Annotated in this window: 15 protein-coding genes and 1 tRNA gene; 10 read left to right on the top strand and 6 right to left on the bottom strand. The window is 64.1% G+C overall.

The features are described from left to right. The first annotated feature begins 22 nt into the window (after window positions 1-22). Both nadC and AC1DSJ_RS24150 read left to right on the top strand, forming a co-directional pair. Entirely contained in the window at window positions 23-907 is an 885-nt protein-coding gene (gene nadC / locus AC1DSJ_RS24155) for a carboxylating nicotinate-nucleotide diphosphorylase (protein WP_175171645.1), read from the top strand. 6 nt (window positions 908-913) lie between these two features. Beyond that, entirely contained in the window at window positions 914-1,900 is a 987-nt protein-coding gene (locus AC1DSJ_RS24150) for a tripartite tricarboxylate transporter substrate binding protein (RefSeq protein WP_175171644.1), read from the top strand. A gap of 150 nt (window positions 1,901-2,050) precedes the next feature. Here the strand turns inward: AC1DSJ_RS24150 and AC1DSJ_RS24145 are convergent, their stop codons facing one another. After that, on the bottom strand, window positions 2,051-2,746 hold the full coding sequence (locus AC1DSJ_RS24145; RefSeq protein ID WP_054427309.1) for a tellurite resistance TerB family protein: 696 nt from the start codon (window positions 2,744-2,746) through the stop codon (window positions 2,051-2,053). 155 nt (window positions 2,747-2,901) lie between these two features. Between AC1DSJ_RS24145 and AC1DSJ_RS24140 the strand changes: the two genes are divergently transcribed. Next, on the top strand, window positions 2,902-3,300 hold the full coding sequence (locus tag AC1DSJ_RS24140; protein ID WP_441372307.1) for an OsmC family protein: 399 nt from the start codon (window positions 2,902-2,904) through the stop codon (window positions 3,298-3,300). Window positions 3,301-3,450: 150 nt separating this feature from the next. Here the strand turns inward: AC1DSJ_RS24140 and fabI are convergent, their stop codons facing one another. The 3 genes from fabI to gloB form a co-directional block, all read right to left on the bottom strand. Next, the gene (gene fabI, locus AC1DSJ_RS24135; protein WP_175171643.1) at window positions 3,451-4,236 is read right to left on the bottom strand and encodes an enoyl-ACP reductase FabI; all 786 of its coding nucleotides are present in this window, start codon (window positions 4,234-4,236) and stop codon (window positions 3,451-3,453) included. Window positions 4,237-4,397: 161 nt separating this feature from the next. Then, on the bottom strand, window positions 4,398-5,816 hold the full coding sequence (locus tag AC1DSJ_RS24130; RefSeq protein ID WP_054427312.1) for a transglycosylase SLT domain-containing protein: 1,419 nt from the start codon (window positions 5,814-5,816) through the stop codon (window positions 4,398-4,400). 7 nt (window positions 5,817-5,823) lie between these two features. Continuing rightward, window positions 5,824-6,645 (bottom strand): hydroxyacylglutathione hydrolase, encoded by an 822-nt coding sequence (gene gloB, locus AC1DSJ_RS24125; protein WP_175171642.1) that lies wholly within the window; start codon window positions 6,643-6,645, stop codon window positions 5,824-5,826. A gap of 20 nt (window positions 6,646-6,665) precedes the next feature. Between gloB and AC1DSJ_RS24120 the strand changes: the two genes are divergently transcribed. The 7 genes from AC1DSJ_RS24120 (at window position 6,666) to AC1DSJ_RS24090 (ending at window position 13,825) form a co-directional block, all read left to right on the top strand. Then, the gene (locus AC1DSJ_RS24120) at window positions 6,666-7,445 is read left to right on the top strand and encodes a class I SAM-dependent methyltransferase (protein WP_054427314.1); all 780 of its coding nucleotides are present in this window, start codon (window positions 6,666-6,668) and stop codon (window positions 7,443-7,445) included. A 102-nt stretch (window positions 7,446-7,547) separates the two neighbouring features. After that, a complete protein-coding gene (gene rnhA / locus AC1DSJ_RS24115) occupies window positions 7,548-8,009 on the top strand; it encodes a ribonuclease HI (protein WP_054427315.1) in 462 nt (153 codons plus the stop codon). Between the two features lie 178 nt (window positions 8,010-8,187). Beyond that, window positions 8,188-9,270: an efflux RND transporter periplasmic adaptor subunit gene (locus AC1DSJ_RS24110; RefSeq protein ID WP_427948473.1), complete on the top strand. Its 1,083-nt coding sequence runs from the start codon at window positions 8,188-8,190 to the stop codon at window positions 9,268-9,270. Between the two features lie 33 nt (window positions 9,271-9,303). After that, a complete protein-coding gene (locus AC1DSJ_RS24105) occupies window positions 9,304-12,420 on the top strand; it encodes an efflux RND transporter permease subunit (protein ID WP_054427317.1) in 3,117 nt (1,038 codons plus the stop codon). A gap of 3 nt (window positions 12,421-12,423) precedes the next feature. After that, entirely contained in the window at window positions 12,424-13,146 is a 723-nt protein-coding gene (gene dnaQ, locus AC1DSJ_RS24100; RefSeq protein WP_054427318.1) for a DNA polymerase III subunit epsilon, read from the top strand. Window positions 13,147-13,207: 61 nt separating this feature from the next. Further along, window positions 13,208-13,282 (top strand) — tRNA-Val (locus AC1DSJ_RS24095). Between the two features lie 375 nt (window positions 13,283-13,657). Beyond that, a complete protein-coding gene (locus AC1DSJ_RS24090; protein ID WP_175171640.1) occupies window positions 13,658-13,825 on the top strand; it encodes a hypothetical protein in 168 nt (55 codons plus the stop codon). On the opposite strand, the gene AC1DSJ_RS24085 is transcribed toward AC1DSJ_RS24090, so the two are convergent. Further along, entirely contained in the window at window positions 13,812-14,264 is a 453-nt protein-coding gene (locus tag AC1DSJ_RS24085) for a YaiI/YqxD family protein (protein ID WP_175171639.1), read from the bottom strand. The genes AC1DSJ_RS24090 and AC1DSJ_RS24085 overlap by 14 nt on opposite strands. Window positions 14,265-14,269: 5 nt before the next feature. Beyond that, complete coding sequence (locus AC1DSJ_RS24080; RefSeq protein ID WP_054427321.1) at window positions 14,270-14,536, bottom strand: hypothetical protein; 267 nt, start codon at window positions 14,534-14,536, stop codon at window positions 14,270-14,272. Window positions 14,537-14,560: the final 24 nt, after the last annotated feature.

Below are 14,560 nucleotides of genomic sequence, written 5' to 3'. Positions count from 1 at the left end.
TTTTAACTCACAAATACTCAAAATGAGCATTAAAGCCGAAGCGCCCTCGACCGCCTCCCGTCTGGCTGTTCCGCCCTTGCCCGACGTCATGTTGGAGCCGCTGGTGCGCGCGGCCCTGTTGGAAGACTTGGGGCGTGCGGGAGACCTGACGACGGATGCCATTGTGCCGGCGGACGCGATCGCGCAAACGCGGTTGGTTTCGCGGCAGGAAGGGGTGCTGGCCGGTCTGGATCTGGCCCGGCTGGCCTTTCGCGCCATGGACCCGAGCCTGGAATTCATCGTGTCGCAGCGTGATGGCTGCGATCTGGCGCCGGGGACGGAAATTGCGCGTATCCGCGGCAACGCCCGCGCCATGCTGACTGCCGAGCGCGTGGCGTTGAACTTCCTGTGCCACCTGAGCGGCGTGGCGAGCGCCACGGCGTCGATTGCGCGGGCGATCTCCAGCTACGGTGCGCGCGTGACCTGCACCCGCAAGACGATGCCGGGCCTGCGGGCTGTGCAGAAGTACGCGGTGCGCGTGGGCGGCGGCAGCAATCACCGCTATGGCCTGGATGACGCAGTGCTGATCAAGGACAACCACATCGCGCTGGCGGGGGATGTTGCCACCGCCGTGCAGCGTGCGCGCGCGGGCGTTGGCCACATGGTCAAGATCGAGCTTGAAGTGGACACGCTGGCGCAGCTTGAGGTGGCGCTGTCGCTGGGCGTGGATGTGGTGCTGCTGGACAACATGAGCCTGGACGATCTGCGCCGTGCCGTGGCCATGTCGCGCGGCCGCGCGATCACTGAGGCCTCGGGCCGCATCACGCCGGATACGGCCGCCGCTGTCGCCGCCACGGGCGTGGATCAGATCGCCGTGGGGTGGCTGACCCACAGCGCCAAGGTGCTCGATATCGGCCTGGATGCCTGAACCATCATGAAACGTCTGCTTCGATCGTCTCTTGCACTATCGGCGCTGTCCCTGGCGGCTTGCGGCAATTCGCCGTCGGGTGAAGTGGTTGCCGATGCGTCCTTCCCCACGCATCCGATCACAATCGTCGTGACCTTTCCACCTGGCGGCGGCACCGATCTGCTGGCGCGGCGTATTGGCGCCTCGCTGCAAGAGCAACTGGGCCAGCCCGTGGTGGTGGAAAATCGCCCCGGCGCCAGTGGCAACATCGGCGCGCGCATCGTCGCGGAAGCGCCGCCTGACGGCTATACGCTGTTGATGGTGAACAGCTCGTTTGCGATCAACCCCGGCGTGTATCGGAACCTGGGCTTTTCGCCCAAGCGGGATTTCACCGCAGTCATCAACGTGGCGTTCGTGCCTTCCGTTTTTGTGGTGCCTGCGGCGTCGCCGCTGGTGCAGCTGGATGATGCGCTGGCGGCGGCGCTGCCGGGCAAGCCCTTGCCGTTCGCCTCCTGCGGCAACGGTACGCCGCAGCATTTGGCGGGCGAGATGTTGGCGAGATCCAGCGGCGCGGTGTTGCAGCACGTGCCGTACAAGGGCTGCGGGCCGGCGCTGACTGATGTCACGGCGGGGCAGGTGGGGATGGGCATCGTGACGGCATCAAGCGCCGCACCGCTGATTGCCGCTGGCAAGCTGCGCGCTTTGGCAGTGACTTCCCCTGCACGTTCGCCGCTGATGCCGACCGTGCCCACCGTGGCCGAACAAGGTATTGCGGGAGTTGCGCTGGATCAGTGGCATGGCCTGCTGGCGCCGGCCGCCACACCGCCTGCCGTCGTCGAAAAACTGAATGCCGCCGTGGCGAAGATCGTGCGTCGGCCAGATGTGCAGGCGTCATTGCGGGAACAGGGCTTCACGCCGGCCAGCAGCACGCCGCGGGAATTCCAGTCGATGATCAATGCCGACATCGACCGGTATACGGCATTGACCGACGCGATTGGGTTGCGGGCGGACTGATGGGGGGACGGCGGGCAGGTGCGGCCGGCGAGGCGCGGCGGGCCAGGTGTGGCTGGCGAGGCGTGACCAGTCAAGTGCGACCCGCCAGGCGCGACCGGCCAGGTGCGGCCGGTGAGTTGCTGCCGGTAAGGCGTGGCCCGCCCAGGCCCGTCAGGCCACGGCCGTCTTGGCGTGCTGTTCCAGCTTTTCCTTCAGGCCGGGTTCCAGCTTGAGCTGGCGCGCCAGTTCGTCCAGGTAGGCGCGTTCCATATAGCTTTCCTCGTCCACGACGAGCAGGCTGGCCAGGTACATCTCGGCCGCCATTTCCGGGGTGCGCGCTGACTTCGCCACTGCAGCGGGGTCCAGCGGACGCGATAGTTCGGTTTCCAGCCAACGCTGGTCCTGGGCGTCGGACGACAGTTTGGACAATTCCGTTTCCAACAAGGCGCGTTCTTCGGGGCCGATATGTCCATCGGCCTTGGCCGCGCCGATCATGGCGGTCAGCACCGCGGTGCTGTGCTGTTCGGCCTCGGGCGCGGGCAGGCGGTCCAGCGTTTGGGGCGGGGTGGCCGGCGCACCGCCTGCCTGATTGCGTTGCCAGTCGCCGTAGGCGCGATACGCCAGCGCGCCGAGTGCGGCCATGCCGCCATACATGGCGACTTTGCCGCCGATCTTGCGGGCCTTCTTGCTGCCCATCAACAGGCCTAACGCGCCCGCGCCCAAGGCGCCGCCGCCCAAACCGGTCAGAAAGGAACCTTTGCCGCCATTGCCTGCACCGCCGGTTGCGCTTTGCACGCGGTTGGTGGCGTCGGAAAGCAGGCCTTGGCCCGATTGCAGTAGTTGATCCAGTAGTTGTCTGGCGCTCATGAGTCCCTCTTTATGTGTGCATGAATGCGGATAGGGATATCCGACACCCATCATCGCGATAAGTTCAGGTTTCTGTCAGTAAGCAAACCCGTCGGCGGGTGCTACAACGGGGGCTGGGGCGCCCGCGCCGGGCGTCCACCCAAGGAGAGTGATCCATGAGCATCCGCGTCCGTCAGAATGCGCCCAATACCCTGCAATTCACGGCGACGGCCGAAGGCCACGACTTGCCGCTGGCGATGCCGCAGCCGCAAGGCGAAGGCCCTGATCCGCATGATTATTTCGACACCGCGCTGGGCGGCTGCAAGGCGATGACCCTGATGGTCTACGCGCAGCGCAAGGGGTTGCCGCTGGAATCGGTGGGGGTGGAAGTGGTGCGCGACGCCGGCGAGGAACGCAAGGGCATCTACCGGCTGACGGCCAAGCTGACGCTGCACGGCAAGCTGTCTGATGCGCAGATCGACGAGCTGCTGGGGATTGCGGAGAAGTGCCCGATCCACAAACTGATGACGGCGGTGGATGTGCAGGTGTCCACGCTGATCGTGCGGCCGGCCTGAGCAGCCTGGCTGGGAAGACGGCCGGGAAAGAACGGCGGGGAAGAACGGCTGTAAAGAACGGCTGTAAAGAACGGCTGTAAAGAACGGCTGTAAAGAACCGCTGGAAAGAACGGCGAGGCGGGGCGTTTGGCGCCCCGCCTCGCCAGGCGATCAGTCTTCCATGCCCGGGACGATGGTCGAGAAACCGGCGTCCACATGGGTGATTTCACCCGTCACGCCGGCGGCCAGATCCGACAGCATGAAGGCGGCGACGTTGCCGACATCGTCAATCGTGACGTTGCGGCGCAGCGGCGCTTGCGATTCCACGAACTTCAGGATGGCCGAGAAGTCCTTGATGCCGCTAGCGGCCAGCGTCTTGATGGGGCCGGCCGAAATGCCGTTGGCGCGAATGCCGCGCGGGCCCAGCGCCGTGGCCAGGTAGCGCACGCTGGCTTCCAGCGACGCCTTGGCCAAGCCCATCGTGTTGTAGTTGGGGACCACACGCTCGGCGCCCAGATAGGTCAGCGTCAGTACCGAGCCATTGCGGCCTTCCATCAGCGGCAGCGCAGCCTTGGCCATGGCGGCGAAGCTGTAGGCCGAGATGTCGTGGGCGATGCGGAAGCCTTCGCGCGACAGGCCGTCCAGGAAGTTGCCGGCGATGGCTTCGCGCGGCGCGAAGCCGATCGAGTGCACCAGACCGTCCAGGCCGTCCCAGTGCTGGGCCAGTTCGGTGAACGCGCCTTCGATCTGGCTGTCTTCGGCCACATCGCAGGGCAGCACGATCTTGCTGCCGAATTCGGCGGCGAATTCGCTCACACGGTCTTTGAAGCGGTCGCCCACATAGGTGAACGCCAGTTCGGCGCCTTGCTGGTGACAGGCGCGCGCAATGCCGTAGGCGATGGATCGGTTCGAAAGCACCCCGGTGACCAGGATGCGCTTGCCGGCGAGAAAGCCCATGTTTGTTCCTTTGATTTTTTTCCTGCGAAAAGACCGCCTATTTTAAGGAGTTTGGCGGCTTCGCGTGCTTGGAAAAACGGCGCCCGGGTGGGGCGCCGTCGAGTTCGTGCAGGTGGCTGCTGTCAGTCGAGCCTGTCAGCCGCGCCCGTCAGTCGGGTCTGTCAGCCGCGGGCGTTGGTGCCCGGCACGCGCAAGGCCGTGCCGACCTTCAGCGCGCTGCCCTTCAGGTTGTTCAGCGAGCGCAGCGCGTCAACCGTGGTGCCGTACTGCTTGGCCAGCGAGAACAGCGTGTCGCCCTGGCGGACCTTGTGGGTGCGCACGTTCGGGCGGGCGCTGGCCACGCGGGCGGCGGGCGCCGGCGCGGCGCGGCCACGCGGGGCCACGGCCTTGTTGTCGGAAGGCGCCTGCTCCAGCGCGCCCACCGGAGCCGCCAGCGACGCCAGCTGCACGCCACCGGTGCCCGGTTCGCCCGGCACCAGCAGCGCCTGGCCCGAGGCCGCCTTCTGGCGCGAGCCGATGTCGTTGGTTTCACGCAGCTTGGACTCCGTCACGCCAAAACGCTTGGCGATCGACGCGTAGGATTCGCCACGGCGCGAGTGGTAGATCTTCCAGGCGCTCAGGTCGCCCTTGTAGTTCGTGAGGTTCGCGTTGAAGATTTCGACGCGGTCGGCCGGCAGCAGCAGGGTCGGGCCGTGATCGCCACGGATGACCGGGCGGTTGAACGAGGGGTTCAGCGCCTTGAATTCGTCCAGCGGCATTTCGGCCAGCTTGGCGGCAATTTCCAGGTCGATGTCGCTGTTCTTCTGCACCGTCACGAAGTACGGCGTGTTGCCCACCGGGGGCAGCGCCACCGCGTAACGCTGCGGGTCGGCAATGATGTTCTTGATGGCCTGCAACTTGGGCACATAGTTGCGGGTTTCATCCGGCATGTTCAGCGACAGGTAGTCGGTGTTCTGGCCGGCCGCTTCGTTCTTGGCCATGGCGCGCTGCACCGAGCCTTCGCCCCAGTTGTAAGACGCCAGCGCCAGGTACCAGTCGCCCTGCATCTCGAACAGCTTTTCCAGATAGTCCAGCGCGGCGTTGGTCGACGCGATGGGGTCGCGGCGTTCGTCGCGCCACCAGTCTTGCTTCAGATTGAAGTGCGTGCCGGTGGCCGGCACGAATTGCCACAGGCCAGAGGCCTGAGCGCGCGACAGGGCGGTCGGGTTATAGGCGCTTTCCACAAAGGGCAGCAGCGCCAGTTCCGTCGGCAGGCCGCGGCGGTTGATTTCGTCAACGATGAAGTACAGGTATTTGCCTGCGCGTTCGGCCATGCGCTGAACGGCCTCGGGGTGGGACGCGTAATAGTCGGTCCACTGCTGCGAGAGGTCGGTGTTCAGGTTGGGGATGGCGAAACCGCGGCGGATGCGGTCCCAGGCGTCGCTCGGCGGGTTGGTCAGGTCAACCGTTCGGGACGTATCCCGGGCGATGTAACGCCCTTGGGAATTGGTGGTGAGGTTCTTGCTATCGGGGGCTTTGGTTCCTGCGCAACCGGCGAGGACTGCCAACATGAGTGGCAGAAGGAGTCGGGATAGATTCATCAGGCGGTCACTTGAAATCGTTCTTCCATTCACGCAGGGAGGCGAAGACCTCTACCGGCGTAGGTTGATTGCGTCCGGCCCAGCTGGCTGCGGCTCGGATGACGTCGACTTGCTGCGTGCGCAAAAACGGGTTCGTCTCGCGTTCCTGACCGATGGTCGACGGAAGCGTGGGAAGACTCTCTGCTCGTAGTTGCTGGGCTCGCTGATACCACTGTTGCAGGGTGCGGTTGGCGGGGTCCACAGCCAATGCCCAGCGCAAGTTCGCTAGAGTGTACTCGTGTGCGCAAAAAACCTGTGTATCTGGCGGTAAAACGGAAAATTTTTCCAAGGAATCATGCATTTGCGCAGGAGTTCCCTCGAAAAGCCGGCCGCAGCCGCCCGCAAACAGGGTGTCGCCACAGAATAAAACGGGTTCTATTCCGGCCGCCCGGCCGGTGTACGCGATGTGGCCGGCGGTGTGGCCCGGCACGTCCAGCACGCCCAAGTCCAGGTCCAGTTCAGGCAGCAGCACGCGGTCGCCTTCCGAGAGCGGCACGTCGCAGCGCGGCAGCCGTTCCCGCGCCGGACCGTATACGGTAAGGTCCCCGATGCGTGACAATTCAAGCACACCGCCCACATGGTCGCCGTGATGGTGCGTGAGTAGAATGGCGCGCAGCCTCAAGCCTTCTTGCTCGAGCCATTTCAGTACCGGACCGGCTTCGCCCGGGTCCACCACGGCGGCGTTTTCACCGTGGACGATGGCCCAGATGTAGTTGTCAGAGAAAGCGGGTAGAGGCAAGACCGCGGCATGGCGCTCGCGGCCGCCTGCGGGGGCGGTCAAGGCTTGCATGAGATTCGAAGGAATAGAACGTGGCAGAAGAAACACCGCCGATTGTAGAACTGGCCGAATGGTTCCAGACGCCACCGGGGCAGTACGCCCTGGCCTGGGAACGGGCCCAGTTTGACGCGGCTGTCGCGGATGTCTTCGGATATTACGCCTGGCAGGTCGGGATGGCCGACATGAACCTGCTGCGCGCCAACCGCATGCCTTTCAAGGGCTACGTAGGCACCGAGACCCCGACGGCGGAAAGCATCGCCAACTGGCAGTCTCGCGTGGTGCTGGCCGAACCCGAAGCGCTGCCGTTCGAATCCCAAAGCGTTGACTTGCTGATCCTGCCGCATGCCTTTGAATGCACACAGGACCCGCACAACGTGCTGCGCGAAGTCGAACGCGTGCTGGTGCCCGAAGGGCGGGTGGTGATTTCGGGTTTCAACCCCTGGAGCATGTGGGGCGCGCGTACGCGCATGCCCGGCATGGAACCCTGGCTGCCTCAGCCGCCATCGGCCCAGGTGTCGCTGCCGCGTCTGAAAGACTGGTTCAAGCTGCTATCGCTGGAAGTCGAGGAAAGCAGTTTTGGCTGCTACGCGCCCGCCTGCCGCAGCGAAAAATGGTTGCAGCGCTGGGGCTTTCTGGAGTCGGCCGGCGCACGCTGGTGGAGCGTGGGCGGGGCGGTCTATATGGTGTCGGCCGTCAAGCGCGTGGCCAGCATGCGTATCATCGGCCCCGCCTGGAAGACCAAGCCCAAACGGGCGCGCGCCGCATCGGTGGTGGTCAACCGCCAGGCGGATGACGCTGTCGACCCGTCATGAAGGGTGGGCCAGTAACCCTCTTGCGGGCCGGCCCGGCATTCCCCTGATGGGCGTTGCGCCCGGATATTTACTTTGCACGAACAAGGATTACAAAGCAGCCCCATGCAGGACAACAAACCGAACGACCAGAAAGTGGAAATGTGGACCGACGGGGCCTGCAAGGGCAACCCGGGTCCGGGCGGTTGGGGCGTGCTGCTGCGTGCCGGCGGCCATGAGAAAACCCTGCACGGCGGCGAACTCCAGACCACCAACAACCGCATGGAGCTGCTGGCGGTTATCGAAGGCCTGCGCGCGTTGAAACGCCCCTGCGTCGTCACCATCCACACCGACTCCCAGTACGTCATGAAGGGCATGATGGAATGGCTGGCGAACTGGAAGCGCCGTGGCTGGATGACGGCCGATAAAAAGCCGGTCAAGAATGCCGAGCTTTGGCAAGCGCTGGACGATCAAGTCCAGCGTCATCAAGTGTCGTGGCGCTGGGTGCGCGGGCATACCGGCGACCCCGGCAACGAACGCGCGGATCAGCTGGCCAATATGGGCGTGGAAGTGGCCCGGCGGGCCTGACGGCATCGGGATATACCCTGAAATCCGCCTTGAGGGGCGGATTTAGTTCTTTCATCCGGCTTCTGGATTGTTCCAGTATGTAAATTCGGGTGCTACAGTGCCATCCCTCATTCCAGTTCCTGCGGCGTCGTCCTAGTGGGGAAATCCGGTCCGCGCCGCATCACCGCCACATTCGCGCATGAAAAAAGCTGTACTGCTGGCCGCCGTTGCGGCCGGGTTGGCCGCGGGGGCCGCATTGGGCGTTTTTGTGCCGCGATGGCTCGCGCCCGGGGCAGCGCCTGCCCAAACTGCCGCCAAAACCCAGGTCACCCCCGCCGCTCCCGTCCGGGTCGAAGTGGCTTCCGTCAAAGAAATTCCGTTTGCGCGCGGCCTGTCGGCCGTGGGAAGCCTGCGTTCCGACGAGTCTGTCGTGTTGCGCCCGGAAGTGGCGGGCCGCATCCAGTCGATTGAATTCAAGGAAGGCCAGCCGGTTACCCGCGGCCAGACGCTGATCCGGCTGGACGACTCCGTGCCGCGCGCCGAACTCGCGCAGGCGCGCGCCAACCTGACGCTGGCGCAGAGCCATTACCGCCGCGCCGTGGAATTGCAGGGCAAGGGATTCGTCAGCCAGCAGGCCCGCGACGAATCCGCCAGCACGCTGAAAGTTCAGGAAGCCGCCGTGGCGCTGGCGCAGGCGCGGCTGGACAAGATGACGATTTCGGCGCCGTTTGGCGGCATCGCCGGGCTGCGCAGCGTGTCCGTGGGCGACTACGTGAACCAAGGGCAGGACCTGGCGCCGTTGGAAGCCATCGACCCGCTGAAAGTGGACTTCCGCGTGCCGGAAATGTATTTGAGCAAGGTGGGTGTTGGCCAGCAGCTGACGCTGCGCCTGGACGCGCTGCCGGGCCAGGAACGCCAGGGCCTTGTTTACGCCGTCAGCCCGCTGGTGGATGCGGGCGGCCGCTCGATTCTGCTGCGCGCCACCGTCGACAACAAGGATTCGGTGCTGCGCCCGGGCATGTTCGCGCGCGTGCAATTGCTGTTCAATCAGGACAAGGCGCTGGTGGTGCCGGAAGCGGCGTTGTCGCCCTCGGGCGAGACCCAGTACGTGTACCGGATCAAGGATGGCCGCGCCGAACGGCGCGAAGTGACCATCGGTGAACGCCGCGAAGGCCGCGTCGAAATCTTGACCGGCGTGGCGGCGGGCGATCAGCTCGTGGTGGCGGGCATACAGCGCGTGACGGACGGCGCGGCCGTGAACGTCGTCGGCAGCGGCACGTGAGGCCGGCTCACATTTTTTCTTGGCGGTGACGCAATGCGTATCTCGGAAACTTGCATCAAGCGGCCGGTGTTTGCGTCGGTGCTATCGCTGATCATCGTGCTGATCGGCCTGATCTCGTACTCGCGGCTGACGGTGCGCGAATATCCGAAGATCGATGAGCCCATCGTGTCGGTGGACACCACCTACAAGGGCGCCTCGCCCGAGGTGATTGAGTCCCAGGTGACCAAGCCACTGGAAGACCAGCTGGCGGGCATCGAGGGCGTGGACGTGATGACGTCCCGCAGCCGTTCCGAACGCAGCCTGATCAACATCAAGTTCAACCTGTCGCGCAACCCGGACGCGGCGGCGGCCGAAGTGCGGGACAAGGTTTCGCGCGCCCGGCGTTTCCTGCCCGACGAAATCGACGAGCCCATCATCGGCAAGGTCGAAGCCGATTCCCAGCCCATCATCTACATCGCGGTGGAATCGGGATCGTTCTCGGCCATCCAGACGTCTGACTACATCAACCGCTACATCAAGACCCGGTTGTCCGTGTTGCCGGGCGCGGCGGAAGTCCGCGTGTTTGGTGAACGCCTGCCGTCCATGCGCATTTATGTCGACCGCGACAAGCTGGCCGCTTACGGCCTGACCGTGCAGGACGTGGAAGCGGCGCTGCGCAGCCAGAACGTGGAAATTCCGGCGGGCCGCATTGAATCGCGCGCTCGGGAATTCTCGGTGGTGTCATCCACCGACCTGCAAACGCCCGCGCAATTCGAAGACGTGATCGTGGCCAACGTGAAGGGCTATCCGGTCCGGCTGCGTGACGTGTCCAAAGTGGAAATCGCCGCCGCCAGCGACCGCGTGCTGTCGCGCTTTAACGGCAAGCCCGCCATCAACATCGGCGTGACGCGGCAGTCCACCGCCAACCCGCTGGAATTGTCGAAGGCCGCGCGCCAGGAAGTCGAGCGCTTGAACGAGACGCTGCCGGCCGGCATGAAGCTGACCATCGCCTATGACTCGTCGGTGTTCATCGAACGTTCCATTGATTCCGTCTTCCACACCATCGGCGAAGCCATCATTCTGGTGGTGCTGGTGATCTTCTTTTTCCTGCGCAACCTGCGCGCGAGCATCATCCCCATCGTCACGATTCCGGTGTCGCTGGTGGGCGCGTGCGCGCTGATGTACTTCTTCGGCTTTTCGATCAACACGCTGACCCTGCTGGCAATGGTGCTTGCCATTGGCCTGGTGGTGGATGACGCCATCGTGGTGCTGGAGAACATCTACCGGCACATCGAAGAGGGCATGCCGCGCAAGGAAGCGGCGCTGCGCGGCTCCAAGGAAATCGGCTTCGCGGTGGTCGCCATGACGATGACGCTTGTCACCGTGTACGCCCCGCTGGCGTTTGCCACCGGGCGCACGGGGCGGCTGTTCATCGAATTTGCGCTGGCGCTGGCGGGCGCGGTGTTGGTGTCGGGCTTTGTGGCGCTGACGCTGACGCCCATGATGTGTTCCGTGCTGCTGCGCCATGAAAGCAGCCACAGCCGCTGGTACAACCTGATCGAAGGCTGGCTCAATGCATTGAGCAACGGCTACCGCCGCCTGCTGGGCGCGTCGTTGCGCCATCGCTGGCTGGTGGTGGTGATCGGCCTGGCCGTGGCGGCCGGCAGCGGCGTGCTGTTCAAGGTGGTCAAGAGCGAACTGGCGCCTATCGAAGACCGCGGTGTGGTGTTCGGCATTGTCAGCTCGCCCGAAGGCGCCACCTTGAACTACACGCTGGACAGCATGCTGGGCATCGAGAAGTTCTATTCGCAGATTCCGGAAGCCAGCGGCAGCCAGGTCACCGTGGGCTTTCCGACCGTGACGGACGGCACCGCCATCCTGCGCTTGAAACCGTGGGAAGAACGCGACCGCAAGCAGCAGGCCATCACCCAGCAACTCCAGCCGCAATTTGCGTCGCTGCCAGGCGTGCGCGCCTTCCCGACGAACCCGCCGTCGCTGGGGCAGTCTGCGCGATCCAAGCCGGTGGAATTCATCATCATGAGCCAGGCGTCGTATGCGGAACTGTCGCGCCTGACCGAAGTATTCCTGACCGAGCTGCGCAAATATCCCGGCTTGCTCAACCTGGACACGGACCTGCGCTTGAACACGCCTGAGCTGCGCGTGCGGGTGGACCGCGACAAGATGGCCGACGTGGGCGCCAATGTGGATACCGTGGGCCGCACGCTGGAGTCGATGCTGGGCGGCCGTCAGGTCACGCGCTACAAGGACGAGGGGGAGCAGTACGACGTGATCGTGCAGGTGACGCCGCGCGACCGCGCCAACCCCACCGATATTTCGGGCATCTACGTGCGGGCGCGTGATGGCAGCATGGTGCAGCTGGATAACCTGCTGGGCGTGCATGAAGGCGTGTCGCCGCAGTCGCTGAACCACTTCAACCGCCTGCGCGCAGTGAAGATCGACGCCGCCGTTGCGCCGGGCTACGCGCTGGGTGAAGTGCTGACGCACATGCATCAGGTGGCGCGTGATGTCTTGCCCAACACCATCATTACCGACCTGGACGGGCAGTCGCGCGAATTCCGCGATTCATCCGGCAGCATCTATCTGGTTTTCGGCATGGCGCTGGCCTTCATCTACCTGGTGCTGGCCGCGCAGTTCGAAAGCTGGCGCAACCCGTTCATCATCATGCTGTCCGTGCCGCTGTCCATGACGGGCGCGCTGCTGGCGCTGTGGCTCACGGGCGGCACGCTGTCCATCTATAGCCAGATCGGGCTGATCACGCTGGTGGGGCTGATCACCAAGCACGGCATTCTGATCGTGGAATTCACGAACCAATTGCGCGACGAGGGCCGGGAGCTGTTCGCCGCCGTCACCGAGGCCAGCGTGCTGCGTCTGCGCCCGATTCTGATGACGACGGGCGCCATGGTGCTGGGCACGGTGCCGCTGGCGCTCTCCACGGGCGCGGGGGCGGAATCTCGCCAGCAGATCGGCTGGGTTCTGGTCGGCGGGCTGATGCTGGGTACACTACTGACCTTGTTCGTCGTGCCGGTGGCCTACACGCTGATTGCCACCGCACGCAAGAAACCCGGCCATGCCGGCAGCGCAGAGCATCCCCCGGCCCACCCGCCGGGCGCCCACACGCCGCCGGCTTCGGCCAATGCAGCGTCGGAATAAGTCATGCGCCAGATCATCTTTGACACGGAAACCACCGGACTGGACCCTGCCCAGGGTCATCGCATCGTTGAGATCGGTTGTGTGGAAATGGTCAACCGGATGTCCACGGGCAACAACCTGCACATCTACCTGAACCCGGACCGCGACAGCGACCCCGAGGCCTTGGCGGTGCACGGGCTGACAACGGAATTCCTGTCCGACAAGCCCCGCTTCGCCGATGTGGCGGACGAATTCGTCAAGTTCATCCAGGGCGCGGAACTCATCGCGCACAATGCCGCGTTCGACGTGAAGTTCTTCAACGCCGAATTGGCGAAGACGGGCCGCGGCCCGATCACCGACTACTGCGAGACGGTCACTGATTCGCTGCTGCACGCCCGTTCGCTGTTCCCGGGCAAGCGCAATTCGCTGGACGCGCTGTGCGACCGCTTCGGCATTTCCAATGCGCACCGCACGCTGCACGGCGCATTGCTTGACTCGCAGTTGCTGGCGGAAGTCTGGCTGGCCATGACGCGCGGGCAAGACGCGCTGCTGATCGATGTGGACGACAACGATGGCGCAGGCAGCAATGGCATTGTGCTGGCCAAGTTCGACGCGTCGGGCCTGGTGGTGCTGAAGGCCAGCGACGCCGAGCTCGCCGAGCACGAAACCTATCTGGCGGCGTTGGACAAATCGGTGGGCGGCGAGTGCGTGTGGCGCAAGATGGATGCGCCGGTCGCGGCGGCATAAATAATTTTCTAAGGCGACTTGCGCACGTTTTAAAAAACATGCTATTATTTCGCCTCTTTCAGGGTGGTTAGCTCAGTGGTAGAGCACTGCCTTCACACGGCAGGGGTCACAAGTTCGAAACTTGTACCACCCACCAAAGACCCTTGGAAGACAACGCAGGTGTAGTGAAGTTAAGTTTGTATAAGCGTGTTCGAAAGAGCGCGGGTTGTATGAATGAACTGAAACGAGCGCCATGGGTTGTCGACAAGCCGCACCGGGGGTGCAAAGCAATCAAGCCAACCTTAATCGGTTGGCTTTTTTGTTTTCCGGAGCCTTCTTCGGATTGATTCCGGGGTCATCGCGGGATCATCTCGGGCTCATCGCGGGCTCATCTCTTGATGTGGCGCAAACCGAGCTTTCGCGATTGCGTCGCAGCGCATGCCATTGGACGATCACCCTGCCTATCATGGTGATAACGAAGACAGTGCGTGGCCAAAAGAATGGCCAAAAGAATGGCCAACAGGAGACCTCCATGGATGCCCACACCAATACCATGTTGATCATTGTCGTCACGGGCGTGGCGCTGATGCTGGTCGGTTTCGGGCTGCGAGACCGCAATCTGGGGATGGGCCTGATGGGCGTGGGCCTGATTACGGCCCTCGGCACCATCCTGTACAAGGCCTACATCACTTTTTATTGAGCCGCGCGAGCAGCGAGTCCAGCTGATTGGCGAACGCCTTGCGGTCGGCCTGGCTGAATGACGGCGGGCCGCCCGTGTCCACGCCGCTTGCGCGCAATTCTTCCATCATGTCCCGCACCGCCAGCCGTTCCCGGATAGTCTCTGGCGAATAACGTTCGCCGCGCGGGTTGAGCGCCATCGCGCCTTTTTCCAGCACTTCAGCCGCCAGCGGAATATCGCCAGTGATCACGAGATCGCCCGGCTCCGCGCGCTCGACGATGTGCGCATCGGCGACATCAAAGCCGCGTGGCACCTGCACAGCGCGGATGAGCGGGGAAGGCGGCGTGAAGAGCATCTGGTTGGCGACCAGGGTCAGCGGCACCTGCCAGCGCTGCGAGGCGCGAAACAGGATGTCTTTAATGACCCCGGGGCAGGCGTCGGCATCGACCCAGATGTGCATTGCGCTTATTCGCCCAGCGACTTCTGCAGCAGCTCGGCCACGATGTCGTTGGTGGACACACCGCGTTCGGCGGCCAGGGCGCGCAGCTTGTCAGCATGGGCTTGCGACACTTTCAGCGGAAACGGCACCAGGCCGGCGGCTTGATCCAGCTTGCGCTGTTCGCGGCGGTCGGGGGCCTGCGAGGCGGTGCCGAAGCGGTCGGGCGTGGAGGACTGCTTCAACTGGCTGGCCAGCTTCAGGGCCTGGTTCTTTTGGAGATCAAATTTATTCATGGGAATTCCTGATTAGGAGCGCAA

The sequence above is a fragment of the Achromobacter sp. 01N37 genome (assembly GCF_056399725.1).
Note: the sequence above shows the minus strand (reverse complement) of the source record. Positions and strands in the feature narration are given on the sequence as shown.